Consider the following 24396-nt stretch of genomic DNA (forward strand, 5'->3'; position numbering starts at 1 on the left):
GCGGTCCGGTACGGCGGGGGACCGGGTATTTTCGGCCACCCGGCCGGTGCAGTCGAGCCGCCGTCGACCGTCCTGTGAAGAAGGTCACTTGGCAAGCCCGCCACCACCGGGCTAGCGTCGGCGGTTGGACCAGGTTGCAAGGGGAACTGCATGGCATCGACGTTGTTGCGCGCCGGGGTGGCCCTGGCGCTGCTTTCATTGAGCACGGCTCCGGCGGTGGGCGCCTCGCGCTTCGTCGCCGATCCCTACCCCAGCACCTACCAGGCCCATCCCGATGCGCCGGTACTGATCCAGAACGCCACCGTGCTGACCGGTACCGGCCAGCGCCTGGACAACGCCGATGTGCTGCTGCGCGACGGCCGCATCGTTGCCGTCGGCCGCCAGCTGCAGGCCGATGCGGGCGTCACCCGCATTGATGCACAGGGCAAGTGGGTCACTCCGGGCCTGATCGACGTGCATTCGCACCTGGGCGTGTATCCCAGCCCGGGTGTCGGTGCGCACAGCGACGGCAACGAGATGACCGCACCGGTCACCGCCAACGTCTGGGCCGAACACTCGGTGTGGCCGCAGGACCCGGGCTTCGCCACCGCGCTGGCCGGCGGCGTGACCAGCATGCAGGTGCTGCCGGGCTCGGCCAACCTTGTCGGTGGCCGCGGCGTGACGCTGAAGAACGTCCCGGCCATCACCTACCAGGCGATGAAGTTCCCCGGTGCGCCGTGGGGCCTGAAAATGGCCTGCGGCGAGAACCCCAAGCGGGTCTATGGCGAGGGCAAGGGCGTGACCCCGGCCACGCGCATGGGCAACGTGGCCGGCTATCGTGCCGCCTTCATCGATGCCGCCGACTACATCGCCAAGAACAAACCCAAGCCGGCCAAGCGCAAGAGCTGGTTCGGCAGCGACAAGGGCGACAGCGCCGGTGATGCCGGCGGCAAGCGCGATCTCAAGCTGGACACGCTGGCCGGCGCGATCGAAGGCGACATCCGCGTGCACATCCACTGCTACCGCGCCGACGAGATGGCCACCATGCTCGATCTGGCCAAGGAATTCGGCTTCAAGGTAGCCGCCTTCCACCACGGCGTGGAGGCCTACAAGCTGGCCGACAGGCTGGCCGCCGACGGCGTCTGCGGTGCGCTGTGGGCCGACTGGTGGGGCTTCAAGATGGAAGCCTTCGACGGCATTCCGGAGAACATCGCGCTGGTCGACCGGCCGAAGAACAGCTGCGCCATCGTCCACTCCGATTCACCCGAGGGCATCCAGCGCCTGAACCAGGAAGCAGCCAAGGTGATGGCGTCCGCGCGCCGCGCGCGCATGCCGGAGATCACGCCCGAACACGCCATCACCTGGATGACCGCCAACGCCGCCAAGGCGCTGGGCATTGAAGGCCAGACCGGCACCCTGGAGGCCGGCAAGATGGCCGACGTGGTGGTCTGGAACGGCAACCCTTTCAGTTCCTACGCGCTGGCCGAGCAGGTCTTCATTGATGGCCGCAGGTTGTACGACCGCAGTGCACCGGCAGCGACGCCGCGTTCTGATTTCCAGCTTGGCCAGGAGGTGCGCTGATGGTGGTGCTCAAGCAGTTGACGCAGTCTGCCGCGAAGGGCAGCCGAGCATGGTTCGGCGCTACTGTCATGGTGCTGGCCTGCATCTCCGCATCCGCACAGGCACAGGACCTGCTGGTGCGCAACGCAACGGTGCACACGGCCAGCGCACGCGGCAGCCTGCACAACGCCGACGTGCTGGTCCAGGGTGGCATCATCCGCGCGGTCGGCCCTGACCTGTCCGCGCCGGCCGGGGCGACCGTGGTCGAAGCCAATGGCAGGCCGCTGACCCCGGCCCTGTTCGGTGGCATCACCGAAACCGGCATCGAAGAGGTCTCGGGTGAATCGAGCACGGTGGACAGTTCGTTGAAGCTCGGTGAGCAGCCGCTGCGCCCGGAATTCGACGTCACCCTCGCCTACAACCCGGCCTCGGTGCTGATTCCGGTCACGCGCCTGGAAGGCATCGGCTTCACTGCATTGGGGGCCGCCACCGGTGGTGGTTTCGTGGCCGGCCAGGGCGGCGTGATGCGGCTGGACGGCAGCGCCGACCCGATCGGCCCGCGTGCCCTGTTCCTGCGCATCGGCGCGGCCGCCTCCGAACTGACCGGCCATTCGCGCGCCGCGCAATGGATGCTGCTGCAACAGATGGTCGACGAAGCACGCGGCCAGGTGGCTGCAGACTCGCCGCACGCGCTGCTGACCCCGGCCGGGCGCCGCACACTCAGTCGCTACCTGGCCGGCCAGGGCCGCATCGTGGTGGAGGTGGATCGTGCCTCGGACATCCGCCAGCTGCTGCGCTGGGCCACACGCGAGAAGGTGAAGATCGCCATTGCCGGTGCCAGCGAAGCCTGGCAGGTCGCGCCGGAGCTGGCCGCTGCGCACGTGCCGGTATTCGTCGACGTGCTGGCCAACCTGCCAGCCAGCTTCGACCAGATCGGTGCCACTCTGGAAACCGCCGCACGCCTGCAGCGTGCAGGCGTGCCGGTGTCGTTCGTGCAGCGCGGCGACGCCACCCACAATGCGCGCAAGATGCGCCAGCTGGCTGGCAATGCAGTGGCCAACGGCCTGCCCTGGGCTGACGGTCTGGCCGGGCTGACCCGGGTACCCGCACAGGCGTTCGGCGTGGCCGACCAGATCGGCAGCATCGAGCCCGGCAAGCGCGCCGACCTGGTGCTGTGGGAAGGCGACCCGCTGGACGTGGCGCACTATGCCGAACAGGTCTGGCTGGGCGGGCGTGCGATGCCGATGCGCTCGCGCCAGACCGACCTGCGTGATCGCTACCTGCAGCGCAATGCGCAGCCCTGACCGCATTGAAGGACACCACCATGGCCACCCTGCGCTGGTACTTCGACTTCGTCTCGCCCTACTCCTACCTGCACTGGCAGAAGCTGAAACAGTTGCCGCAGTTCGCGCAGATCCAGACCGTGCCGATCGCCTTCGGCGCGGTGCTGCATCACCTGGGCAATCTCGGGCCGGCCGAGATTCCGGCCAAGCGCCGTTTCATGTACCGCCAGCTGCAATGGACCGCGCAGGCCGAGGGCACGCCGATGCGCTTCCCGCCCGGCCATCCGTTCAATCCGTTGTCGGCGCTGCGCCTGTGCCTGGCCGCCGGAGCCAGCGCACAGGCGGTGGACGTGCTGTTCGACTGGATCTGGCGCGACGGCCATGCCGGTGACAGCGCCGAGGCCCTGCGCGAACCGGGTGCGCAGCTGGGCATCGAGGATGTCGCCAGCGCCATCGCCGCCCCGGCGGTCAAGGAACAGCTGCGGCGCAACACCGAGGCCGCAATCGGCGCCGGGGTGTTCGGGGTCCCGACCCTGGCCATCGACCAGGAACTGTTCTGGGGCAACGACGCCCATCCGCTGATGGCGGCCGTGCTGGCCGATCCCGCCCTGCTGCAGCAGCCCGAATGGCAACGCCTGGACAGCCTGCCGGTGGCGGTACAGCGCGATCGCTGAACAGGGGTGGCGCCTTTCCCTCGGGCGCGGGCTCTGGTTTTGAGATAGATTTCACGTTTCCGAACCTACAACCGCCCTGGAGGGGGAGCCGCGGATGCGCATCGGAATCGTCGTCGACTCGGCCTGCGACCTGCCGCAGGACTTCATTGCCGAGCACAACATCGTGCTGCTGCCGATCACCGTCCGCATCGGCGAAGCCGTGCTGGCCGATCACCGCGATGAGCAGGCCACGCTGAGCTTCCTGCACGCGCACGTGGCCGAACACGGCGCCGAGGCGGAAACCATTCCCTTCAGCGTCAACCAGATCCGCGACCTGTTCCTGCAGCAGCTGGTGATCGATTACGACCACGTGTTCTGCATGACCATCACCAAGACCCGCAGCCCGATCCATGACAACGCGCTGCAGGCCAGCTTCGCCATCCTCAACGACTACAAGCCGGTGCGCCAGGCGGCAGGCTACAACTCACCGTTCGCGCTGCGCGTGCTCGATACCCAGAACCTGTTCGCCGCGCAGGCGGTTACGGCGGTGGAAGCCGTGCGCCTGCGCGAGAGCAACGCCAGCGTGCAGCAGATCCGCGAGCGGCTGGAGGAACTGGCCGGCAACGTGCACGGCTACATGGTCACCCGTGACCTGTACTACATGCGTGCGCGCGCACGGCACAAGGGCGACCGCAGTGTCGGCCTGCTCAGTGCGGCGCTGGGCAGCGCGCTGGACATCAAGCCGGTGCTGCACGGCTACCGCGGCGAAACCGGGCCGGTAGCCAAGATCAAGGGCTTCGACAATGCCGTGCAGAAGCTGTTCGCGGTGGTCGGCCAGCGCGTACGTGCCGGACTGATGACGCCGACGGTGTGCGTCAGCTACGGCGGAGAACTGGACGAGCTGCGTGCCCTGCCCGGCTACGCACAGCTGAAAGAGGTCTGCGCCACCCATGGCGTGACCGTGTACGAATCGGTGATGAGCCTGACCGGCATGGTCAACGTCGGCAAGGGCGCGGTCACCGTAGGCTTCGCCGATGGGCCGCATCGGTTCGAATGAGGGCTGGCCACGGCCGGAATCTGCACATCGATTCCACTGCGGTTGTGCCAGTCTTGCCGCACTTCAAGGAGAACTCCATGCCTGCGCAGTACCACATCAGCCTGCCCGACCCGTCCAAGGCCCGTGGCAATGACCCTGACCTGTCCTTCCACTCGCAGGGCGCCGCCGGTTTCGCCGAAGAGCTGCAGGATGCCCTGCGCAGCGGCACGCTGTTCGAGCGCTGGAAGGCCAAGCAGCCCGACCCGGACGCGGTGGAACCGCAGTGGGGCGTGACCGATCCGGACGCCACCGTGACCGGCGAGCAGAAGGACCTGCGCATCAACCTGGTCGCCACCACCCGCATCGACAGTGACGTGTTCAAGCAGCGCCTGCGCCTGCTGGCCGGCAGCCACTGGGAACTGCGCGACGTGCGTTGAGGCCCTGCTCTGGTAGGTGCCAACCTTGGTTGGCAACTACCGGGACGCGAGGTAGTGCCGGCCGCTGGCCGGCATCCACACCCCCCGTGAAAATGCCGGCCAGCGGCCGGCACTACCAGCCACCACCCAGCGCGCGGTACAGCTCTACACGCGCGATCGCGGCGGTGGCCTGGCTGTTGGCCAGCGCGGCCTGGTTGTCCAGTGCGATGCGCTGGGTGGTCAGCACGTCCAGCATGTCGACCACGCCGGCCTGGTACTGCCGGCGCGCCGCCCCCAGTGCCGTCTCGCTCTCATCCACCGCCACGTGCAGCTGCACCGTGCGCTGCTGCTCGGCACTGTAGCCATCCATGGCGTCATCCACTTCGTGCCATGCCTGCAGCACGGTACGGCGGAACTGCAGGGCCGACTGTTGCTGCTGCAGCCTGCTCAGCGCGAGATTGGCCTTCAGCCGTCCGCCCTGGAAGATCGGTAGGCTGATCGACGGACCGATGCTGAAACGGTGCGCGTTCCAGCCATCCAGATCATCCAGCTGCTTGGCCTGGAAGCCGGCGTCGCCATTCAAGGTGATGCGCGGCAGGAAACTGGCCTTGGCCACGCCGATGCCTGCCGTTGCCGCATGCAGTGCCGCTTCGGCACGACGGATGTCCGGGCGACGCTCGGCCAGTTCACTGGGCAGCCCCACCGCTACGGCCGGCAACGCCGGCCAGTCACGGCGTGCATCCTGCAGCTGCGCGTCCAGCGCCTGCGGCGGCTGCGCCAGCAGGAACGCCAGCGCATTGCGCAGCTGCGATTCGCGATGCCGCAACGGCGCGATGCGTGCCTGCAGCGATGCCACCTGCGCGGCCGCGCTGGACACCTGCAGCGTGCTGGCCACACCCTGGCGTTGGCGTGCTTCGGTCAGGCGCTTGATGTCGTGGGCGATGCTGAGGTTGTCCTCGGTGATCGCCAGCAGCTGCCGCGTCGCGCGCAGCTGCAGGTAATCACGCGCGGTTTCCGCCAGCAGCGCGATGCGCACTGCATGTGCATCCTCCTCGGCCATCTGCACGCGCGCGTCGGCCGCTTCCACCTGCCGCCGCACGCGGCCCCACAGGTCCAGTTCCCAGCTCAGGCCGATACCGGCCTGGAACAGCCCGTAGTCATCACGGCCGCCGTTGCCGGACGGATCATTCAGGCCCACCTCGCTGTTGCGTGCACGCACGCCACTGGCGCTCGCGCTGACGCTGGGCAGGCGATCGGCGGCGGTGATGCCGCGTGCAGCACGGCTCTGCTGCACGCGGTTGGCCGCCAGCTGCAGGTCCAGGTTGGCCGCCAGCACCTGGTTGGCCAGCTGCCCCAGCAGCGGATCGTCGAAACCGGCCCACCAGGCCGCGTCCTGGTCGATGGCGTTGCCGGCGACGGCCTCACCCTGCCAGTGGCTGGGCAGTTCCGCCTGCGGGCGTACGAAGTCCGGCCCCATCGTGCAGGCAGCCAGGGCCGTGCACAGGCTGGCCGCAACGAAGGTGCGGAACACGGTGACTGCGCTCATGCGCCCTCCCCGCTCTTGTGGCCCGGACTGTGCTGCACGCTCTGCGCGCGCGCGCGGCTGCCCAGGTCAACGCTGGCTTCCACCGACATGCCGGCACGCAGCTGGTCCAGCAGCGGCTGGCCCGGCTCCAGCACGATCTTCACCGGAATGCGCTGCACCACCTTGGTGAAGTTGCCGGTGGCGTTCTCTGGTGCGACGGCAGCAAAGGTGACGCCGGTGGCTGGTGCAATGCTGTCGATGTGCCCGCGCAGCGGCTTGCCCGGGAATACGTCCACCTTCAGTTCGACCTGCTGGCCGGCCTGCATGCGGGTCATCTGCGTTTCCTGGAAGTTGGCGACCACGAAGGCGCGCTTCAGCGGCACCACCGCGGCCACCGGCGTACCCGGCGTCAGGTAGGCACCCACGCGCACCGCGCGGCGACCGACCATGCCATCGATCGGTGCGCGCAGCACGGTGTGCGACAGATCCAGTTCGGCGCGTGCCTGCGCCGCTTCCGCACGCTGCACCGCCGCCTGTGCAGCCTGCACGCCCGCGCTGAGGATGTCGGTGCGCTGGCGTGCGGTCGACAGCGCGGCCTGGCCCTGCTGCAGATGCGCACTGGCCACGGCCTGCTTCGACTGCGCCTGCTGCGCGTTCTGCACGGTACCGGCGCCGTCACGGGCCAGTTCGCGGTAACGCTGCTGGTCGGCACTGGCCAGGGTCAGTTCGGAACGGCTGACATCGACACTGGCCCTGGCCTGCGCGATCAACGAGTCCTGCTGGGCCAGTGCGGCCTGCGCATTGGCCAGCTGTGCACGGGCATTGGCGAGGTCGGCACGGGCCGCCTGCAGGGCGACCTGGTAGTCGCGGTCGTCGATGCGGGCCAGCACATCACCGGCCTTCACCGACTGGTTGTCCTCGACTTCCACGGCACTGACGAAGCCGGGAATCTTCGGCGCTACCAGGGTGTAGTCGGCCACCACGTACGCATTGTTGGTGGTCTGGTGGCCGCCATCGCGCAGCAGCAGCCACGCGCCGACGGCCAGGGCCAGCACGCCCAGGCCCAGGCCGGTGTTGAGGGTGGTTCGATTGATCGTCATGAGGGGGTTCCTGCGAAAGGTTCAGGCCACGGCACGTGGCGGATGGATGCGGGTGGGCATCCAGGCAATGAGGGGAATGAAGGCCAGCGCCACCAGTGCGACCACCCAGTACAGGTCGGCCGAAGTCAGCGCCTGCACCTGTGCATGCAGGCGCGCGCCCAGCTGCGGGCCATCGGCCAGCCACGGTTGCTCGCCAAGGCGGTCGACCAGCACGGTGGAATGGAAATGACGGCGGCCCTGGGCGACGGCATCCAGCACGCCACCGGCGAGCACGGCAGCGAAGCCCTTGACCGTGTTGAACCAGGCCGAGGCGAACGGGCCGTCCTGCGGCGCCAGGCCGCCGGTGGCCAGCATCAGCAGCGGCAGCACCGCCATCGGTTGCGCGAACACCTGCAGCAGCTGCACCCACAGGAAGTTGTCGCGGATCCAGGCCACGTCCAGGTGCGAGCCCAGCCAGCAGGCCAGCGCCAGCATCGCCAGGCCCGTGGCCTGCACCCAGCGGCAGTCCACCGCGCGGATGTTCAGCAGCGCCGCCACCAGCGGCAGCGCGATCACCTGCGGCAGCGCCACCCACAGCAGCATCGGTGCGGTCTGCAGCGGCCGGTAGCCCTGCACGCTGGCCAGGAACCCGGACGGGATCGAGATCACTGCCAGCAGCACGAACAGCACGCCGCCCAGCGTCACCAGCGAGTAGCTGAGATTGCGGTTGGCCAGCAGCTGCAGCTTGAAGAACGGCAGCGGATGGAACCATTCATTGATCATGAACAGCACCATCAGGCCGGCACCGCCACCGATCATCAGCGTGATCATCGGCGAGTCGAACCAGTTCAGCCGCGGGCCCTGCACCAGGCCCAGCACCAGCAGCACCAGCGCCGGCAGGCCCAGCAGCAGGCCGACGCCATCGAACTGGGCGAAGCGTTCCAGCCGCAGCGGGTCCTGAGGCAGGCCCCAACCGACCATCGCCATGGCGGCCAGGCAGTACGGCACGATCTGCCAGAACGCCCAGTGCCAGCCCACCTGCTCGACCCAGAACGCGGCCAGCGGCGTGCCCATGCTCGGGCCGAAGGTAGCGGTCAGCGCGTAGCCGGCCAGGCCGTACAGCTTGATGCCCGGGGGCAGGAAGCGCAGCGCCACGCTCATCAGCAGCGGCGGCAGCGCGCCACCGCACAGGCCCTGCAGCGCGCGCAGCAGCAGGAACACCTGCAGGTTAGGGGCAAGCGGGCACAGCACGCCCAGCACCATGAAGCCACCGATCATCGCCAATGCGAAGCGGCGCAGCGAGAAGGTGGCGGCACACCACGGTGCGAAGGCCATCGCGCTGACCGACATCGCGCTGTAGAGGGCGACGATCCAGCTGCCGTCGTCAACGCTGAAACCCATCGCGCCACGGATGTCGGCCAGGGCGACCTTGGTGATGTTCTCGTTGAAGCCCGACACCAGCACCGCCAGCAGCACGCCACACAGGCCGACCAGAATGCGGCGATCGAGCCCGGGGGCGGCGGCAGGACGGGGCGCTGCGGCGGCCGGGACAGCGGCGGCCGGCGTACTCATCGCCGGGCACCTATCCGTGCAGTGCACGGCATATTGGGGGTCATTGGAATGCGCTCAGTGAAACTCCGGGGAGCGCAGTCTAGGGAGCCGGTACCCTGCGAAAAATGGCGCAACCGGCATCCCAGGCGTGCGCCAGGCGCACGCATGCAGATGTCAGCGCGGGGCCTCGCCTGCGCTTTCGCACATGGTCTTGATCGACCGCCGCAGCCACTGGTGGGCGGCGTCGTTGTCCAGGCGTGGATGCCAGGCCTGCACGATGGCGGCGGTCCGCACCGGGATCGGCAGCGGGAACAGGCGCAGCGGCAGGCGCATGCTGACGATCCGCTCCAGCATCACGCTCGGCATCTGCGGCAGGATCAGGTCCGATTCGGCCGCCGCGAAGATCGCGCCGTGGAAGGTCGGGCTGATCAGCGCCACCCGCCGCTGCAGGCCCAGCGCAGCCAGATCATCGTCGATCGGACCACGCGGCAAGCCGCGGCGCGACACCGCGATGTGGTCGCAGGCGGCAAAACGCTCGGCGCTGATCTCCTCATCGAACAACGGATGATCTTCGCGCGCGGCGCCCATGAACGAGGTACTGAACAGGTTCTGCACCTTGGTATCGGGCGCATGCTTGCCGGCCGTGCTGATGTACAGGTCGATCCGGCCCTGCGCCATCGCATCGTCATCGGTATCGCCCTCGGGCACGAAGCGCAGCACCGCGCGCGGCGCCTGCTGGCGGAACAGCTCGCGCAGGCGTCCGCCGAACCCCCCGACGAACACATCATTGGCACGCACGCTGAAGGTCCGCTCGAGCACGCGCATGTCCACTTCACGACCGGCGTTGAAGACGCGGTGGGCCTGCTCGATCACATCGCGGACCTGCTCGCGCAGCTGCAGGGCGCGGGGCGTGGGCGCCAGACCGCGGCCGGCACGCACCAGCACCGGGTCGCCCAGCGCGGTGCGGATCCGGCCCAGGGTACGGCTCATCGCCGGCGCGCTCAGGTTCATCCGGCGCGCGGCGGCGGCCACGCTGCATTCGTCAATCAGCACGTCCAGTGCCAGCAACAGGTTCAGGTCCGGCAGGGGCATGACAGTCTCCAGTAAATCAGATGACTTTACGGCACTTGCAACCACGGTGGATTGCGTTCGACGCATTCATTGACTGACGCGCACGGCATGGGTGCGCGCGGTGACATCGGCGACCATCCCCGGCCTGCCAAGGAGACATCCATGTTCAATACCCTGCTGGTCGCCCTGGATGGTGGCCCCCAGCACGCGCGCGTGCTGGACCTGGCCGCCGCCATCGCCGGCCCCCACAGCCGCCTGCACCTGCTGTGCGTGCTCGACCCCGAATTCGCGCTGGCGGCCGATGCCAGCGAAGCCGACCGCATCGAGTACCCGGAAGCCGCCCGCCAACGCTCGCGGGCCGAAGCGGTGCTGGCCGAAGCCCTGGCCGAGCTGCGCGAACGCGGCGTCGACGCCATCGCGCAGATTCCCTCCGGCGACCCGGGCGAAGTGATCAGCGAGCAGGCCCGGCGCCTGAAGTGCGACCTGATCGTCATCGGCCACCGCCACCTGTCCCGGCTGGAACGCCTGTTCGAACCCTCGATCGGGCAATGGACCATCGACCACGCGCCCTGTCCGGTGCTGGTGGAAACCCGCGACCCACAGCCCTAGCCACCATGGCCTCCCGTTCCCCGTTGTTTCCCACCCGGGTCAACTACCGCGCCTTCGGTCGACAGTTCGGCCGCGGCGAACAGGCGCTGCTGGGCGCGATACGGCAGCTGCGCGACCCCGATCTGCAGGCCGATGGCCTTGCCCAGCTGAGCGGACTCGGGCTTGGCCAGGAGGGATGCGACGCCTTCATCGGCCTGCTGCCGCTGCTGGCCACCCCCGCCGCTCCGATCGATCTGCTGCCAGCCGGCTCTCCCTTCATTGCCGCCAGCGAACTGGACCTGCTGGTCTGCCTGCTGCGCATCGCACAATGGCGGCATGCGCGGCCCCGCGAAGACGACACGCTGGCACCCTTGCGCCGGCAACTGGCACGCTGTGCGATGGCCGTGCAGGCGGCAAACCTGCCGTTGCGGCAGCGCTCGTTGTCACCGGTCGGGCTGAGGCTGCTCGATCCGACCGGCTGGTTGCGGCAGCGATAAGCCGTCGCGCCCCCCGTGTGATCGCATGCAGAGAGCTGCTCAGCAGTCCATCGTTCCGTGCGTGCTGCCCTCGTCATCCAGCACGTGCGCATGCAGGATCACCTGGTTGCGGCCAGCCCGCTTGGCGGCATACAGGCCGGCATCGGCGTCTGCCAGCAACTGATCGGCACTGGCCAGAGCCGGCGGATGCAGGTAACCCACGCCGACGCTGATGCTGACCGGGCCTTCCGGCAATGGCAGCGCTTCGACCGCTTCGCGCAGCCGCTCGGCCAGCGCCAGCACGCCCGACAACGGGCTTCCGGGCACGATGACGGCGAACTCTTCACCGCCATAACGCGCAACGCTGTCACCACCGCGACCGGCTATGGCCTTCAGCACCCCGGCCACCGCCTGCAGGCAACGATCACCGGCCGGATGGCCGTGCTGGTCGTTGAAGGCCTTGAAGTGGTCGATATCCACCAGCAGCAGGCCCAGCTCGGTGCCGCTGCGCCGTGCGCGATTCCACTCGGACGTCAGCCGTGCGTCGAACTCGCGGCGGTTGGCCACGCCGGTCAGGCCATCCTGCCGCGCCAGTTGATCCAGTGCTGCCTGGCGTTCCAGAAGATCGGTCTGCAGCAGGACGCTGCGCAGGCCGAAGCCAAGGGTGGCTACGACGAAGCCGGCAACGGCCAACGGCCGCGCATGATCGACCACCAGCGTGCCGACCACCAGCAGCAGCAATGGCAGGATGATCGGGCCGGCGGCCTGCACCGTCCTCGCTAGCCGCGGGTGTGCCGTGGTGCCTGTGTCCGGCCTCGTGTCCAGCGCCAGGCAGGCGATCAGCAGAAAAGGTACGTCGATCAGCAGATCGTTGAACGCACCGAATGCATCATCGGAGGTGTAGTGGTTGATGTAGTAGGCCACCAGCAGATAGGCCAGTGCGTACAGCGCCAGTGCGCGGAAGAACCTGCGCCGTTCGGGCACGTCGCCGGCCAGCCATCGCACCACGGCGAACGCGGCGATACACAGGTTCTGGATGTCGAACATGCGCTGCATGTTGGACATCGCATGGGCGTCGACCTCGACACGGGCGGCGAACGATGCGGTGTGCACGAAGAACAGCACACCCAGCAGCGCCGCCATCGCCGCGTCGATCAGGCTGATGCTCAGGCGCTCGCGGCGTGCCCGCGCCAGGATGAACACCAGGGGCACGCCATACAGCACGTACAACAACAGGCTTGCGCGCGGGGTGAAATCGGCACGCCCGGCGCCCAAGGCGTCGATCATGTTGAACGCCATGCCGCCGGCCCACAGCAGCAGTGCCAATGCCGTGGCGCGCCACCCCAGTGCCGCGCGGTCGCGGCGGGCCCGCCACAGGCAGGCGGCCGCCGCCAGCAGCGGTGCGCCGGTCAGGAAAACGAAGGAGCCTACCCCGGCGGGGCCAGGCCACAGGGCCAGCACCAGGCCATGGCACAGCACATACAGCAGCGCCAGCACTACCGGCATGCATCCCCCCGATCCGCAAGGCCGTCTACGCGCACGATAGCGCGGGGCGGCGCCATAAGGGTGTGATCCATCGCTGAAAAAGGGGACGGAGGGGATTAAGTCGTTTGCGGCACAGCGGCAAATGCGACTTAATCCCCTCCGTCCCCTTTTTCCCAGGGCGCTCAGCCCTGCAGGGCGCGAGCGTGGTGGGCGATGTGCTCGCCGATGAAGCTGGCGATGAAGTAGTAGCTGTGGTCGTAGCCGGGCTGCAGCCGCAGGGTCAGCGGATGGCCGGCGGCATCGCAGGCCTGCTGCAGGCGCTGCGGCTGCAGCTGGGTCTGCAGGAACTCGTCCGCCTCGCCCTGGTCGACCAGCAGCGGCAGGCGCTCGTCAGCCATAGCGATCAGCTCGCAGGCATCCCATTGCGCCCAGTCGGCCGGGTTGTCGCCCAGATAGGCATGGAAGGCCTTCTGCCCCCACGGCACGTGGCTGGGCGCGACGATCGGCGAAAACGCCGACACGCTGCGATAGCGCCCGGGGTTGCGCAGCGCGATCACCAGCGCGCCATGGCCGCCCATCGAATGGCCACTGATCGCGCGCGCGTCGGTCACCGCGAAGTTCGCCTCGATCAGCGCCGGCAGCTCCTGCGCCACGTAGTCATGCATGCGGTAGTGCTTCGCCCACGGTGCGCGGGTGGCATTGAGGTAGAACCCTGCCCCCTTGCCCAGGTCGTAGCCCTCGGCATCGGCTACGTCATCACCGCGCGGGCTGGTGTCGGGCGCGACGATGATCACACCGTGCTCGGCCGCATAACGCTGCGCGCCGGCCTTGGTGATGAAATTCTGCTCGGTGCAGGTCAGGCCGCTCAGCCAGTACAGCACCGGCAGCTTCTGTGTTTCCGCCTGCGGTGGCAGGTACACGGCGAACTGCATGTCGCAGCCCAGCGTGGTCGAATGATGGCGGTAGACGTCCTGCCAGCCGCCAAAACATGCGCGGTGTTCAATGCGTTCCATGGTGCTCTCCTGCGCGGCGCGTCAGCGCACGCGTGCTTCTGGTAGATGCCGACCTTGGTCGGGTTATCCACGCCCGGCGTGGATGCCTTGGTTGATCCGTTCATCCAGCTGTGCCAGCAGGCGCAGCAATGATTCGACGCCAGGCTGGCCGTCCAGGTTGCGATACGCCGCCACCGCCACGTCGCTGCGTGGTGGCCACTGGCCGTCGGCGCGGGCTTCGTGCAGGCGCGGCAGGAATACCTGCGCAAGCCACTGCTCGAACGGCATGCCATCGTCGCTGCCGAAGGCCGAAGTCACCGCACGCGGTGGTCCCACCTCGCCGTCGACCCAGCCCAGCGCACGCAACGCCTGCTCGATCGGCACCACCAGGGCCGCGCGCGGGTCTTCCGCACGCGGCCGGCGCAGGGCATCGAACCAGCCCATGACGCGGCTCAGTAGTGGACCACCGAACGGATCGACTTGCCTTCATGCATCAGGTCGAAGGCGTCGTTGATCTTGTCCAGGTCCATGGTGTGGGTGACGAACGGGGCCAGTTCGATATCGCCCTTCATCGCATCCTCGACCATGCCCGGCAGCTGGCTGCGGCCCTTCACGCCGCCGAAGGCGGTGCCCATCCACTTGCGCCCGGTCACCAGCTGGAACGGACGGGTGGAGATCTCCTGGCCCGAACCGGCCACGCCGATCACCACGCTCTGGCCCCAGCCACGGTGCGCGCATTCCAGCGCCGCACGCATCACGTTGACGTTGCCGATGCACTCGAAGCTGTGGTCCACGCCCCAGGTGGTCATTTCAACGATGACCTGCTGGATCGGCTTGTCGAAATCCTTCGGATTGATGCAGTCGGTGGCACCGAATTCGCGCGCCAGCTCGAACTTGGACGGGTTGGTGTCCACCGCGATGATGCGGCCGGCCTTGGCCTGGCGTGCACCCTGGATCACCGCCAGGCCGATGCCACCGAGGCCGAACACGGCCACGCTGTCGCCTTCCTGCACCTTGGCGGTGTTGTGCACCGCGCCAATGCCGGTGGTGACGCCACAGCCGAGCAGGCAGACGTGTTCCGGGTTGGCGTCCGGGTTGATCTTGGCCAGCGAGACTTCGGCAACGACGGTGTACTCGCTGAAGGTCGAGCAACCCATGTAGTGGTACAGCGGCTCACCGTTGTAGCTGAAGCGGCTGGTGCCATCGGGCATCACACCCTTGCCCTGGGTGGCGCGCACGGCCACGCACAGGTTGGTCTTGCCGCTCTTGCAGAACAGGCACTCGCCGCACTCGGCGGTGTACAGCGGAATCACGTGGTCGCCGGGCTTGACACTGGTCACGCCCTCGCCGACCTCGACCACGATGCCGGCGCCTTCATGGCCCAGCACCACCGGGAACAGGCCTTCCGGGTCATCGCCGGACAGGGTGAACGCATCGGTGTGGCAGACACCGGTGTGGGTGATCTTGACCAGCACTTCGCCTGCCTTCGGCGGGGCGACGTCGATCTCGACGATCTGCAGCGGCTGGCCGGGACCAAAGGCGACGGCGGCACGGGATTTCATGGGTGGACTCTCCAGAGACAGGCAATGACAGGATGGGCGGCGCCATGTTGCGCCGTCGTTTACTTCAGGTACGAGCGGATCAACGCGCTCATGTCGCGCACGCGTTCGGCGCGTTGTTCATCGGAGGCTGCGGGTTGCCCGAACTCCTCGCGCAGATGAGCCTCCATCACCTCGGACATCAGGCCGTTGACCGCGCCACGGATGGCGGCGATCTGCTGCAGCACCGGCCCGCAGTCAGCGCCGGCTTCCAGCGCGCGGTCCAGCGCATCGCACTGGCCGCGGATGCGGCGCACGCGGGCCAGGACCTTTTTCTTCTCTTCGGGGGAGTGCGGCATGGCGAGGCCACCTCGGAACTATACTGGGGGACAGTATACAAGCCGAAGTCACGAACTCAATCCTGGCCGGCTCAGTCAAACAATCCCTCACCCGCCAACCGGGTCAGTTCATCCACCACGTAGCGCACCTTGGGCCGCAGGTGGCGCGTCGGTGGCCACAGCGCGTGGATATCGATGTGCCGTTGCATGTGCGCATCCAGCACCGAGCGCAACGCGCCGGAATCCAGGTGGCGCCGTACCAGTGAAACCGGCATCTGGCAGATACCAAGCCCCGCGATGGCTGCCTCGATCACCGCGTCGCCGTCATTGAGTTGATACGGCGCATTCGGGATGAATGTCCCTTCGTCCTCCTCGCTACCGATCCGCCACCACACCGGTTGCCCGTGGCGGAAGCCAACAATGCTGCGGTGCTGCGCCAGTTCCTCCACCGTGCGCGGCACGCCGTGCGCCTGCAGGTACTCCGGCGATGCGCAGGTGACCAGTCGCTGGCGCCCCAGCCGCCGCGCCACCAGATGCTCGGCCTGGTGCAGCCCGCCGAAGCGGATCAGCAGGTCGATGCCTTCCTCGACGGGATCGACGAAATGATCGGTGAAGGTCATCGTCAACTGCAGGTCCGGGTACTGCCGGCACAGCCGCAACAGCACCGGCAGCACCACCAGGCGCCCGAACGAGGATGGCATGTCGATGCGCAGCCGCCCGCTGGGCAGGCCGGCCGAACCCAGGCAGGCCTCGGCGGCGGAGATTTCTTCCAGCGCCGCCGCGCACGATGCGTAGTACGCCTCGCCATCGGTGGTCAGCGCGATGCGCCGCGCGGTGCGGTGGAACAGGCGCACCCCCAGCCGCGCTTCCAGCCGGGCGATGGCCTTGCCCACCGCCGAGCGCGAGATGCCCAGCGCGTCGGCGGCCTCGGTGAAGCTGCCTGAGCGGGCCGTGGTGACGAACGTGACCAGGCCATTCAACGATTCCAGCGGCAGCATCGTTCGCGCTCCATTGGGGACAAATAGTCCCGCACCCAGGGAGATCGAAGCGCTTTATGCGCCCGCATGTCAACTCCATCCTGTGTGCATCGCGCCGCTGGCGCCTTCCCCCGCATCGAGATGACCGACATGACCGCCGCCCTGTTCCGCCCCTTCGACCTTGCAGGCACTTCCCTGCGCAACCGCATCGCGATGGCGCCGATGACCCGTGCCCGCAACCCCGGAGCGGTCGCCAACGAACTCACCGCGCAGTACTACCGGCAGCGCGCCAGCGCCGGCCTGATCATCAGCGAAGGCACGCCTGTCTCGCCGCAGGGCCAGGGCTACATCGACGTGCCGGGCATCTGGTCGGCCGAGCAGGTGGCCGGGTGGAAGCGTGTCACCGAGGCGGTGCATGCCGCACAGGGCACGATCTTCGCCCAGCTCTGGCACGTCGGCCGCATGTCGCATTCCTCGCTGCAGCCCGGCGGTGGGCAACCGGTCAGCGCCGGTACCCGCCCGGTGGCCAGCGCACCGAAGAACACCTCGTTCGTGTACCTGGACGATGGCAGCCGCGGCCACGCCGATCCCACTCCGGCACGTGCACTGGAGACTGCGGAGATCCCCGGTATCGTCGACGACTTCGTGCGCGGGGCAGACAACGCCATTGCGGCCGGCTTCGACGGCATCGAACTGCATGCCGCCAACGGTTACCTGTTCGAGCAGTTCCTCAACCCGCTCATCAACCAGCGTGATGATCGCTACGGCGGCCCGCTGCCCAATCGTGCGCGCTTGATCCTGGACACCGTCGATGCGATGGCGCAGCGTATCGGTGCGCATCGCATCGGCGTGCGCCTGGCACCGAACAACCTCACCTTCGACATGCCGTTCTACCCCGACAACGAAGCCACCTATCTGTACCTGGCCGAGGAACTGGGCAAGCGTGGGCTGGCCTACGTGCACCTCAACGACAACCTGCAGGCGGGCCGGTCGGTGCTGGGCGAGGCGTTTCTGCGGCAGTTCAGGCAGGCCTACGGTGGCACCGTCATCCTGGCAGGTGGCATGACCCGCGAACGCGCCCTGCAGCTGGTCGAAGCGGGCACCATCGACCTGGCCGCGTTCGGCCAGCCGTTCATCGCCAACCCGGATCTGGTCGAACGCCTGCAGCGCAACATCGCGTTGGCCACGCCCGACCGCAGCACCTATTACGGTGGCGGCGAAGCAGGCTACCTCGACTACCCGGCCGCGGGCTGATCCCCCACGGGGTCGGAGCCCTTTCCAACGGAAAGGGCTCTGACCCCTGTTCGGCGCACAAGGCGTCAGAGCCACGCTGCGCGCGGATCCGACCCCGGCCTTCAGGCGTCCTCGCGCACGTAGGCGAACGACTCGTCCAACCGCTCGAAGCCGATCACCTCAGCGACGATGGCCTGTGCATCCTCGTCGCTGATGTTTCCTTCAGCGATATCGTCAACGCGGGCGAACAGCCGCTGCAGGGCTGCGTACTGGTCATCGCGCAGGAACGGCTGGTGGCTCTGCAGCCAGCGCCGCAGGTTGCTGGCCAGCTCGCCGTGCGACAGCAGCGTGTACGGCCCCTGGTAGTCAGCAACGGCTTCGACCATCTTGCGGAACAGGAAATCCTGATAGCTGGCGGCCAGCACATCGGCACGATCATCGTCATGCCACACCAGCACGACGGGGGGCTCGGCAAAGCCGGGCGCGTTGCTCCAGAAGCAGTAGCTGTCGCCACCGCCGGTCCGCGCAAAGGGCAGCAACTGCAGGTCAGTGCGCAGGGGATTGTAATGATCCTCCGCAGTCAACTCCTGCCACGCCTCAAGCAGCTCATCGTCCTCCAGGGGCTCATAGTCCTGGGCATACAGCAGCACCGGCGGATCCGCCTGCAGCGTCGGGAATACCACCTCGGACCATTCCGGATGTGGGGCACCCCAACTCAACCGATCCGCTGCGTGCAGCTGCTTGAACAGGGGCGGGAAGGACTGGCCGGTGGCCTGTTCGATGCCGGATAGCGCGCTCATGGATGTCCTTGTCGATAGAGACCGCCCAGCTTGCCCGAATCCGCGCAGGAGATGAACGGGTCGCAGCACGCGGCAGGACTAGACTGCGACCACCGGATGCCGCCCATCGCTGCCATGAACGCCACTGCCCACAGCTTCATCGTCAACCTCGACGTGCCCGACCTGGCCGCCGCCGAAGACTTCTACATCCGGGCCTTCGGCCTGCGCATCGGCCGCCGTCTCGGCCCGGGCGCCGTGGAGCTGCTCGGTGGGCCAACGCCGCTCTACCTGCTGCACAACGACGCCGGCAGCGCCGCCACCGAAGACGGCGACGTGCGCGACTACGAGCGCCATTGGACGCCGCTGCACCTGGATTGGGTGGTGGATGACATCGAAGCCGCGCTGGTACGTGCGGTCGCAGCCGGGGCGACGCTCGAGCAGTCCGTGCGCGAGCGTCGCTGGGGGCACATCGCCGTGCTGGCCGATCCGTTCGGCCACGGCTTCTGTCTGATCCAGTTCAGTGGCGAAGGCTACGACGCGCTGGTCGAATGACAGGCGCCACGTTCACCACGGCAACGGCACCGCTTCGCCGTTGGCGCGCTCGCCGTAGTACAGCGACGGCAGCAGGCGCGAGAGGAAACTGAACTCCGTGTAGCAATGCTTGAGCAGGCCCAGGCCGACCGCATCGCCGGCATCGCAGCGTGGATCGGCGCTGTCCAGGCCGAGCACGAAGCGGCTGCGCAGCACACAGCCAAACGGCGTATCACGCGCCACGTGCAGCATCTGCCCGTCGCAGGGATCACCGTTTGCATCCAGGCGGACGTGGTCGCCGAAGCCGATGCGCGCGGCGATCACCGCCGATACATCGCCTGCATCCTGTGCCGCCTGCAGGCGCTCGGGCACCAGCAGCGTGCGCGGGTCATGGAACTTCAGGCGCGCCGCCACCGGCGGAATGTCGGCCAGCGATTCCACCGCATGGATGCTGGCACCGTGGTAGCTGCGTCCGCGCTGCCAGGCCGCGTCCCAGCCGCGATGCTCGACATGATCGACCGGATGCCACCAGCGGATGTGCTGGGTGGTCTCGAAGAAGGTGAACCACCAGTCCAGCATACGGCCCTTGCAGCCGTGCAGATCGGTACGCACCGCCACCAGCAGGGTGCCGTCTTCGCGGCGCTGGATGCCGGTTTCCAGGCGCATCGGTGCCGGGTCGAGCAGATCGTGGTGGTCCAGCCAGGCGCGGGCATTCACAGCGGTATCCATCGGGGTCTCCTGCGATGTTGGGAGATTCGACAATACGGAAACGTTATTCGTTTCGCAATTGTCCGGATGCGGTAAGATGGGCGCAATGAACAGCACCACCCTGCCCGAGCCACCTCCACCAACCCGCCGCCGCGGCCGCCCTGCGCGACCGGAAGCCGAAGTCCGCCATGCCGTGCTGCAGGCCACGCTGGAGCTGCTGCTGGCGCAGGGCTACGAGGCCACCACCATCGAAGCGGTGGCGGCGCACGCCGGGGTGGCGAAGAAGACCGTGTACCGCCACGCCAGCAACCGCGAGGAACTGGTCGGGTTGGCGGTGCGCGAGTGGACCGACGGCTTCGCGCCACAACTGCAGCGCGATGCGCGCAATGCCGACGAGGTGCTGCCGTTGCTGCAGGACATCCTGCACGCGATGTGCGCGCAGGCGCTGTCGGCGCAGGCGGTGCAGGTGTTCCGCCTGCTGGCCACCGACTTTCCCGGCAAGGACGCGCTGCTGCAGGCCTATCTGGACAATGGCATCGAACGCGGCCGTGCGCTGCTGGCCGACTGGCTGGCGCGCCAGCAACAGCGTGGGCTGCTGCGCGAGGGAGATCCTGTTCGCATGGCGCGATTGCTGCTGGCGATGGCCGTGGCCGAGCCGCTGCGCGAACGCGTGATCGGTGTGGTGGCCGAGGATGCGCCGGTGGACGTGCACCTGCGCGACTGCGTGGCGTACTTAGCGCCGGTGTTGCAGGCGCCGTAAGGTTGCTCCATCCACGCGTGGCGTGGATCTACCGGCCGATCCCGATTCGTTGGTCGGCAATGGCCTGCCCCGCAATGGCCTTCCCCGGTGGGTGCCGACCGTTGGTCGGCAATGGCCTTCCACGGTGCCGACCGTTGTTCGGCACTCCTGCAGCAACTCACTCGCGCAGCATGTCCACGAACGCGCGCAACGCACCGGGCATCTGCCGCTGCTTCGGGTAGTACAGCGCGAAGCCGGCGAACGGTTCGCTCCAGTCTTCCAGCACTGCCACCATCTGGCCGGATTCGATGTACGGGCGGGCGGTGTCTTCCAGCACATAGGCCAGGCCGATGCCATCGAGTACCGCTCTGACCACGGTGCCCTGCTCGCACAGCGTCAGCCGCCCCGGTACATCGATCTCCAGCGCCTGCCCACCGCGCTCGAACTGCCACTTGTACAGATGCCCGCTGGCGAAGCGGAAGCGGATGCATTCGTGTGTGGCCAGGTCGCGCGGATGCTGTGGCGCCGGGCGCCGCCGCAGGTAGTCCGGCGAGCCGACAATCAAGCCACGCAGCGGTGGGCCCATCGGCACTGCCACCATGTCCTCGGGTACGAACTCGTGCAGGCGCACGCCGGCGTCGTAGCCTTCGGCAACGATATCGACCAGGCCATCGTTCTCGGTCAGCTCCACCCGCACGTCGGGATGGGCGTGCAGGAAGCGCGCCAGCCGTGGCCCCAACTGGGTCGGCACTGCGGCGCGGGTAGCATTGATACGCAGCAGGCCCGCCGGCGCGGCGCGGAACTGGTTCATCTCCTCCAGCGCGTCATTCACCTGGCCCAGCGCGGGCTGCAGGCGTTCCAGCAGGCGCTGCCCGGCCTCGGTCAGGGCCACGCTGCGGGTGGTGCGATGGAACAGGCCCACGCCCAACCGTTCCTCCAGCGCGCGGATCGCATAGCTCACCGCCGAGGTCGACAGCGCCAGCTCGGCGCCGGCACGGCGGAAGCTGCGGTGACGGGCGACCGCCGCGAACGCGGCCAGGTGGGTGAGATTGTCAGTGGCCATGATTGTGCAGTTTCACTTGATGAATCATGCCGATATCCGTGCTTCTTGCGGCTGGGTACGGGGCGTATTGTAAAACGCCTTTCGACAAACCCTGCCAAGGATTCCCCATGTCCCTCGCCCGTGGTTACGCCGCCCACTCCCATACCGACCCGCTGGTGCCCTTCGAGTTCGAACGCCGCGCGGTCGGCCCGGACGATGTGCGCATCGAGATTCTCTACAGCGGCATCTGCCACTCCGACCTGCACCAGGCCCGCGACGACTGGGGTGGCTCGATCTACCCGATGGTGCCGGGCCACGAGATCATCGGCCGCGTGACCGAAGTCGGCAGCAACGTCACCCGCTTCAAGGTCGGCGACCACGCCGGCGTCGGCTGCATGGTCGACTCCTGCCGCCACTGCGATGCCTGCGAGCACGACCTGGAGCAGTACTGCGCAGAGGGCGCGACCTGGACCTACAACGGCCGTGAACGCGAAAGCGGCGCGCCGACCTACGGCGGCTATTCCGACCACGTGGTGGTCGAACAGCGCTTCGTGGTGAAGGTGTCCGACACCCTCGACCTGAAGGCCGCCGCCCCGCTGCTGTGCGCCGGCATCACCACCTGGTCGCCGCTGCGCCACTGGAAGGTCGGCCCGGGCCAGAAGGTCGGCGTGATCGGCCTCGGTGGCCTCGGCCACATGGGCGTGAAGTTCGCCAAGGCACTCGGCGCGCACGTGGTGATGATCACCACCACGCCGGAAAAGGGTGCCGACGCCAAGCGCCTGGGCGCCGATGAGGTGCTGGTCTCGCGCGATGCCGCGCAGATGAAGGCGCACGCGGGCAGCTTCGACTTCCTGCTCAACACCATTCCGGTCGGCCATGACACCAACCCGTACATGGGCCTGCTCAAGCGTGAAGCCACCATGTGCCTGGTCGGCGTGCTGACCGAACTGGACCCGCCGTTGACCGGTGGCAGCGTGATCTTCGGCCGCAAGTACCTGACCGGCTCGGCGATTGGAGGCATGGCTGAAACCCAGGAAATGATGGACTTCTGTGCCGAGCACGGCATCGTCAGCGATGTGGAGATGATCGACATCAAGAACGTCAACGAAGCCTGGGAACGCATGGCGAAGAACGATGTGCGCTACCGCTTCGTGATCGACATGGCGACGATGAAGAACGCGGCCTGATCCAACGCAGATGTGGAAATGAAAAACCCCGGAAATGCCGGGGTTTTTCTTCTGGTAGTGCCGGCCGCTGGCCGGCGCCCCCGCCTGGCTGCCGGCCAGCGGCCGGCACTACCGCAATCCACTCAGTACGCGAACTCGCGGAACACCGGATCGACGTCGCCGTGCCAGCGGCCATGGAACAGCGCCAGCTTGCGCTCGGCCGGGGTCAGCCCGGATTCGACGATCTCCTGCAGTACGTCCAGGAACTTGCTCTCGTCCTGGCCGTCGGCATTGCGCGCCGCGCGGCGCTTGAGGCCTTCGACGGAAATCTTCACGGCTTCGCGGGCCAGGTCGCGCACCGTGCCATTGCGGAACGGCAGGTTCATCGCATGCTTCGGCACGCCGTCGCGCAGTGCATGGCGCTCGGCCAGGGTGAAGTCACGCACCAGGTCCCACGCAGCGTCCAGCGCAGCGTCGTCGTACAGCAGGCCGACCCAGAACGCCGGCAGCGCACACAGGCGGCTCCACGGACCACCATCGGCGCCGCGCATTTCCAGGTACTTCTTCAGGCGCACTTCCGGGAACGCGGTGGTCATGTGGTCCGACCAGTCGCGCAGCGTCGGCAGCGCGCCCGGCAGCACCGGCAGCCTGGCCTGCATGAAATCGCGGAAGCTCTGCCCGCTGGCGTCGTGGTAGATGCCATCGCGGTAGGAGAAATACATCGGCACGTCGAGCAGGTAATCGACATAGCGCTCGTAACCGAAGCCATCCTCGAACACGAAGTCGAGCATGCCGGTGCGGTCAGCGTCGGTGTCGGTCCAGATGTGCGAGCGGTAGCTCAGGTAGCCGTTGGGCTTGCCTTCGGTGAACGGCGAATCGGCGAACAGCGCGGTGGCGATCGGCTGCAGCGCCAGCGATACGCGGAACTTCTTCACCATGTCCGCTTCGGTGGCGTAGTCCAGGTTCACCTGTACCGTGCAGGTGCGGGTCATCATGTCCAGGCCGAGCGAACCGACCTTGGGCATGTACGAACGCATGATCTTGTAGCGGCCCTTGGGCATCCAGGGCATCTCGTCGCGCTTCCACTTCGGCTGGAAGCCCATGCCGAGGAAACCCAGCTGCAGTTCGCCGGCCACCTGTGCCACTTCGTTGAGGTGGGTGCCGGTCTCCACGCAGGTCTGGTGGATGGTCTCCAGCGCCGCGCCGGACAGTTCCAGCTGACCGGCCGGTTCCAGCGTCACCGAGGCGCCATCGCGCAGCAGGGCGATCGTGTTGCCATTCTCCTGCACCGGCTCCCAGCCGAAGCGGACCAGGCCGTTGAGCAGCGCTTCGATGCCGCGCTCGCCTTCGAAGGTCGGCGGGCGCAGGTCATCCAGGCGGAACCCGAACTTCTCGTGCTCGGTGCCGATGCGCCACTGCGCGCGGGGCTTCTCGCCGGAGGCGATCACCTCCACCAGCTGCGAGCGGTCGGTAATGGGGGTATCGGCGACGTGGCTGGGGCTCGACAAGGGAAAGGCTCGCTGGACGGTGGCGGGGGATGTGGGGCTCGCGGCCTTCCATCGCAAGGGCGCACTATAGCGTGGCACCCCGTTGCGTCATGCGACGGTGACGGGTTTCAGCATCCTACCGACGCCCTCTTGACCCTCGTACA

At 67.7% G+C, this 24396-nt stretch carries 25 protein-coding genes; 11 read left to right on the forward strand and 14 right to left on the reverse strand.

The genetic code is table 11. The features are described 5' to 3' along the window. Positions 1–150 precede the first annotated feature (150 nt). The 5 genes from JLDANKMP_RS17825 to JLDANKMP_RS17845 all read left to right on the forward strand — a co-directional run bounded on the left by JLDANKMP_RS17825 (position 151) and on the right by JLDANKMP_RS17845 (position 4948). A complete protein-coding gene (locus JLDANKMP_RS17825) occupies positions 151–1560 on the forward strand; it encodes an amidohydrolase (protein ID WP_005410994.1) in 1410 nt (469 codons plus the stop codon). Beyond that, a complete protein-coding gene (locus JLDANKMP_RS17830; protein WP_212561768.1) occupies positions 1560–2843 on the forward strand; it encodes an amidohydrolase family protein in 1284 nt (427 codons plus the stop codon). The genes JLDANKMP_RS17825 and JLDANKMP_RS17830 overlap by 1 nt, the downstream gene beginning before the upstream one ends. Before the next feature lie 20 nt (positions 2844–2863). Next, positions 2864–3496: a 2-hydroxychromene-2-carboxylate isomerase gene (locus tag JLDANKMP_RS17835; RefSeq protein WP_005414448.1), complete on the forward strand. Its 633-nt coding sequence runs from the start codon at positions 2864–2866 to the stop codon at positions 3494–3496. A 94-nt stretch (positions 3497–3590) separates the two neighbouring features. Continuing rightward, a complete protein-coding gene (locus tag JLDANKMP_RS17840; RefSeq protein WP_005410997.1) occupies positions 3591–4532 on the forward strand; it encodes a DegV family protein in 942 nt (313 codons plus the stop codon). 77 nt (positions 4533–4609) lie between these two features. After that, positions 4610–4948, forward strand: coding sequence for a hypothetical protein (locus tag JLDANKMP_RS17845; protein ID WP_005414449.1), 339 nt, complete (start codon positions 4610–4612; stop codon positions 4946–4948). A 112-nt stretch (positions 4949–5060) separates the two neighbouring features. Here the strand turns inward: JLDANKMP_RS17845 and JLDANKMP_RS17850 are convergent, their stop codons facing one another. From JLDANKMP_RS17850 to JLDANKMP_RS17865, 4 genes are all read right to left on the reverse strand, one after another. Beyond that, positions 5061–6473, reverse strand: coding sequence for an efflux transporter outer membrane subunit (locus tag JLDANKMP_RS17850; protein WP_043034035.1), 1413 nt, complete (start codon positions 6471–6473; stop codon positions 5061–5063). Beyond that, the gene (locus JLDANKMP_RS17855; protein ID WP_012481236.1) at positions 6470–7552 is read right to left on the reverse strand and encodes an HlyD family secretion protein; all 1083 of its coding nucleotides are present in this window, start codon (positions 7550–7552) and stop codon (positions 6470–6472) included. Before JLDANKMP_RS17855 ends, JLDANKMP_RS17850 begins: the two co-directional genes overlap by 4 nt. A 21-nt stretch (positions 7553–7573) precedes the next feature. Continuing rightward, a complete protein-coding gene (locus JLDANKMP_RS17860) occupies positions 7574–9103 on the reverse strand; it encodes an MFS transporter (protein WP_012481237.1) in 1530 nt (509 codons plus the stop codon). 153 nt (positions 9104–9256) lie between these two features. Continuing rightward, a complete protein-coding gene (locus JLDANKMP_RS17865) occupies positions 9257–10174 on the reverse strand; it encodes a LysR family transcriptional regulator (RefSeq protein ID WP_005411002.1) in 918 nt (305 codons plus the stop codon). A 141-nt stretch (positions 10175–10315) separates the two neighbouring features. Between JLDANKMP_RS17865 and JLDANKMP_RS17870 the strand changes: the two genes are divergently transcribed. Then, positions 10316–10762: a universal stress protein gene (locus JLDANKMP_RS17870; protein WP_032129880.1), complete on the forward strand. Its 447-nt coding sequence runs from the start codon at positions 10316–10318 to the stop codon at positions 10760–10762. 5 nt (positions 10763–10767) lie between these two features. Then, positions 10768–11238, forward strand: a complete 471-nt coding sequence (locus tag JLDANKMP_RS17875) for a hypothetical protein (protein WP_005411004.1) — start codon at positions 10768–10770, stop codon at positions 11236–11238. A gap of 39 nt (positions 11239–11277) precedes the next feature. Here JLDANKMP_RS17875 and JLDANKMP_RS17880 read toward each other — a convergent pair whose 3' ends face one another. From JLDANKMP_RS17880 to JLDANKMP_RS17905, 6 genes are all read right to left on the reverse strand, one after another. Further along, positions 11278–12723 (reverse strand): GGDEF domain-containing protein, encoded by a 1446-nt coding sequence (locus JLDANKMP_RS17880; protein WP_212561769.1) that lies wholly within the window; start codon positions 12721–12723, stop codon positions 11278–11280. 161 nt (positions 12724–12884) lie between these two features. Then, positions 12885–13715 carry an S-formylglutathione hydrolase gene (gene fghA, locus JLDANKMP_RS17885; protein WP_005411006.1) on the reverse strand — a complete coding sequence of 277 codons (831 nt, stop codon included), beginning with the start codon at positions 13713–13715 and terminating at the stop codon, positions 12885–12887. 63 nt (positions 13716–13778) lie between these two features. Beyond that, the gene (locus JLDANKMP_RS17890; RefSeq protein WP_005411007.1) at positions 13779–14138 is read right to left on the reverse strand and encodes a YqcC family protein; all 360 of its coding nucleotides are present in this window, start codon (positions 14136–14138) and stop codon (positions 13779–13781) included. A gap of 8 nt (positions 14139–14146) precedes the next feature. Continuing rightward, positions 14147–15256, reverse strand: coding sequence for an S-(hydroxymethyl)glutathione dehydrogenase/class III alcohol dehydrogenase (locus JLDANKMP_RS17895; protein ID WP_005411008.1), 1110 nt, complete (start codon positions 15254–15256; stop codon positions 14147–14149). A gap of 59 nt (positions 15257–15315) precedes the next feature. Then, positions 15316–15591: a formaldehyde-responsive transcriptional repressor FrmR gene (frmR, locus tag JLDANKMP_RS17900; RefSeq protein WP_005411009.1), complete on the reverse strand. Its 276-nt coding sequence runs from the start codon at positions 15589–15591 to the stop codon at positions 15316–15318. Positions 15592–15662: 71 nt separating this feature from the next. Beyond that, on the reverse strand, positions 15663–16568 hold the full coding sequence (locus tag JLDANKMP_RS17905; RefSeq protein ID WP_212561770.1) for a LysR family transcriptional regulator: 906 nt from the start codon (positions 16566–16568) through the stop codon (positions 15663–15665). A gap of 129 nt (positions 16569–16697) precedes the next feature. On the opposite strand from JLDANKMP_RS17905, the gene JLDANKMP_RS17910 reads away from it, so the two are divergent. Continuing rightward, on the forward strand, positions 16698–17801 hold the full coding sequence (locus JLDANKMP_RS17910; RefSeq protein WP_212561771.1) for an alkene reductase: 1104 nt from the start codon (positions 16698–16700) through the stop codon (positions 17799–17801). A 101-nt stretch (positions 17802–17902) separates the two neighbouring features. Here JLDANKMP_RS17910 and JLDANKMP_RS17915 read toward each other — a convergent pair whose 3' ends face one another. Next, a complete protein-coding gene (locus JLDANKMP_RS17915) occupies positions 17903–18580 on the reverse strand; it encodes an SMI1/KNR4 family protein (RefSeq protein ID WP_005411012.1) in 678 nt (225 codons plus the stop codon). A 114-nt stretch (positions 18581–18694) separates the two neighbouring features. On the opposite strand from JLDANKMP_RS17915, the gene JLDANKMP_RS17920 reads away from it, so the two are divergent. Beyond that, positions 18695–19111 carry a VOC family protein gene (locus JLDANKMP_RS17920; protein ID WP_049403557.1) on the forward strand — a complete coding sequence of 139 codons (417 nt, stop codon included), beginning with the start codon at positions 18695–18697 and terminating at the stop codon, positions 19109–19111. A 12-nt stretch (positions 19112–19123) separates the two neighbouring features. Here the strand turns inward: JLDANKMP_RS17920 and JLDANKMP_RS17925 are convergent, their stop codons facing one another. Continuing rightward, positions 19124–19819, reverse strand: coding sequence for a hydrolase (locus JLDANKMP_RS17925; RefSeq protein WP_212561772.1), 696 nt, complete (start codon positions 19817–19819; stop codon positions 19124–19126). 76 nt (positions 19820–19895) lie between these two features. Between JLDANKMP_RS17925 and JLDANKMP_RS17930 the strand changes: the two genes are divergently transcribed. Continuing rightward, positions 19896–20558: a TetR/AcrR family transcriptional regulator gene (locus JLDANKMP_RS17930; RefSeq protein WP_212561773.1), complete on the forward strand. Its 663-nt coding sequence runs from the start codon at positions 19896–19898 to the stop codon at positions 20556–20558. A 157-nt stretch (positions 20559–20715) separates the two neighbouring features. On the opposite strand, the gene JLDANKMP_RS17935 is transcribed toward JLDANKMP_RS17930, so the two are convergent. Further along, positions 20716–21600, reverse strand: coding sequence for a LysR family transcriptional regulator (locus tag JLDANKMP_RS17935; protein ID WP_005411016.1), 885 nt, complete (start codon positions 21598–21600; stop codon positions 20716–20718). A gap of 107 nt (positions 21601–21707) precedes the next feature. Between JLDANKMP_RS17935 and JLDANKMP_RS17940 the strand changes: the two genes are divergently transcribed. Continuing rightward, the gene (locus JLDANKMP_RS17940; RefSeq protein ID WP_212561774.1) at positions 21708–22766 is read left to right on the forward strand and encodes an NAD(P)-dependent alcohol dehydrogenase; all 1059 of its coding nucleotides are present in this window, start codon (positions 21708–21710) and stop codon (positions 22764–22766) included. Between the two features lie 122 nt (positions 22767–22888). Here the strand turns inward: JLDANKMP_RS17940 and JLDANKMP_RS17945 are convergent, their stop codons facing one another. Then, positions 22889–24253, reverse strand: coding sequence for a glutamate--cysteine ligase (locus JLDANKMP_RS17945; RefSeq protein WP_049450587.1), 1365 nt, complete (start codon positions 24251–24253; stop codon positions 22889–22891). Between the last annotated feature and the right edge of the window lie 143 nt (positions 24254–24396).

This window comes from Stenotrophomonas sp. PE591 (assembly GCF_018320795.1).
Taxonomy (GTDB): domain Bacteria; phylum Pseudomonadota; class Gammaproteobacteria; order Xanthomonadales; family Xanthomonadaceae; genus Stenotrophomonas; species Stenotrophomonas maltophilia.

Bases quoted from the DNA above. Each gene is read 5' to 3' on its own strand.
- JLDANKMP_RS17825 (WP_005410994.1), top strand. From the start codon at position 151: ATGGCATCGACGTTGTTGCGCGCCGGGGTGGCCCTGGCGCTGCTTTCA.
- JLDANKMP_RS17830 (WP_212561768.1), top strand. From the start codon at position 1,560: ATGGTGGTGCTCAAGCAGTTGACGCAGTCTGCCGCGAAGGGCAGCCGA.
- JLDANKMP_RS17835 (WP_005414448.1), top strand. From the start codon at position 2,864: ATGGCCACCCTGCGCTGGTACTTCGACTTCGTCTCGCCCTACTCCTAC.
- JLDANKMP_RS17840 (WP_005410997.1), top strand. From the start codon at position 3,591: ATGCGCATCGGAATCGTCGTCGACTCGGCCTGCGACCTGCCGCAGGAC.
- JLDANKMP_RS17845 (WP_005414449.1), top strand. From the start codon at position 4,610: ATGCCTGCGCAGTACCACATCAGCCTGCCCGACCCGTCCAAGGCCCGT.
- JLDANKMP_RS17850 (WP_043034035.1), bottom strand. From the start codon at position 6,473: ATGAGCGCAGTCACCGTGTTCCGCACCTTCGTTGCGGCCAGCCTGTGC.
- JLDANKMP_RS17855 (WP_012481236.1), bottom strand. From the start codon at position 7,552: ATGACGATCAATCGAACCACCCTCAACACCGGCCTGGGCCTGGGCGTG.
- JLDANKMP_RS17860 (WP_012481237.1), bottom strand. From the start codon at position 9,103: ATGAGTACGCCGGCCGCCGCTGTCCCGGCCGCCGCAGCGCCCCGTCCT.
- JLDANKMP_RS17865 (WP_005411002.1), bottom strand. From the start codon at position 10,174: ATGCCCCTGCCGGACCTGAACCTGTTGCTGGCACTGGACGTGCTGATT.
- JLDANKMP_RS17870 (WP_032129880.1), top strand. From the start codon at position 10,316: ATGTTCAATACCCTGCTGGTCGCCCTGGATGGTGGCCCCCAGCACGCG.
- JLDANKMP_RS17875 (WP_005411004.1), top strand. From the start codon at position 10,768: ATGGCCTCCCGTTCCCCGTTGTTTCCCACCCGGGTCAACTACCGCGCC.
- JLDANKMP_RS17880 (WP_212561769.1), bottom strand. From the start codon at position 12,723: ATGCCGGTAGTGCTGGCGCTGCTGTATGTGCTGTGCCATGGCCTGGTG.
- fghA (WP_005411006.1), bottom strand. From the start codon at position 13,715: ATGGAACGCATTGAACACCGCGCATGTTTTGGCGGCTGGCAGGACGTC.
- JLDANKMP_RS17890 (WP_005411007.1), bottom strand. From the start codon at position 14,138: ATGGGCTGGTTCGATGCCCTGCGCCGGCCGCGTGCGGAAGACCCGCGC.
- JLDANKMP_RS17895 (WP_005411008.1), bottom strand. From the start codon at position 15,256: ATGAAATCCCGTGCCGCCGTCGCCTTTGGTCCCGGCCAGCCGCTGCAG.
- frmR (WP_005411009.1), bottom strand. From the start codon at position 15,591: ATGCCGCACTCCCCCGAAGAGAAGAAAAAGGTCCTGGCCCGCGTGCGC.
- JLDANKMP_RS17905 (WP_212561770.1), bottom strand. From the start codon at position 16,568: ATGCTGCCGCTGGAATCGTTGAATGGCCTGGTCACGTTCGTCACCACG.
- JLDANKMP_RS17910 (WP_212561771.1), top strand. From the start codon at position 16,698: ATGACCGCCGCCCTGTTCCGCCCCTTCGACCTTGCAGGCACTTCCCTG.
- JLDANKMP_RS17915 (WP_005411012.1), bottom strand. From the start codon at position 18,580: ATGAGCGCGCTATCCGGCATCGAACAGGCCACCGGCCAGTCCTTCCCG.
- JLDANKMP_RS17920 (WP_049403557.1), top strand. From the start codon at position 18,695: ATGAACGCCACTGCCCACAGCTTCATCGTCAACCTCGACGTGCCCGAC.
- JLDANKMP_RS17925 (WP_212561772.1), bottom strand. From the start codon at position 19,819: ATGGATACCGCTGTGAATGCCCGCGCCTGGCTGGACCACCACGATCTG.
- JLDANKMP_RS17930 (WP_212561773.1), top strand. From the start codon at position 19,896: ATGGGCGCAATGAACAGCACCACCCTGCCCGAGCCACCTCCACCAACC.
- JLDANKMP_RS17935 (WP_005411016.1), bottom strand. From the start codon at position 21,600: ATGGCCACTGACAATCTCACCCACCTGGCCGCGTTCGCGGCGGTCGCC.
- JLDANKMP_RS17940 (WP_212561774.1), top strand. From the start codon at position 21,708: ATGTCCCTCGCCCGTGGTTACGCCGCCCACTCCCATACCGACCCGCTG.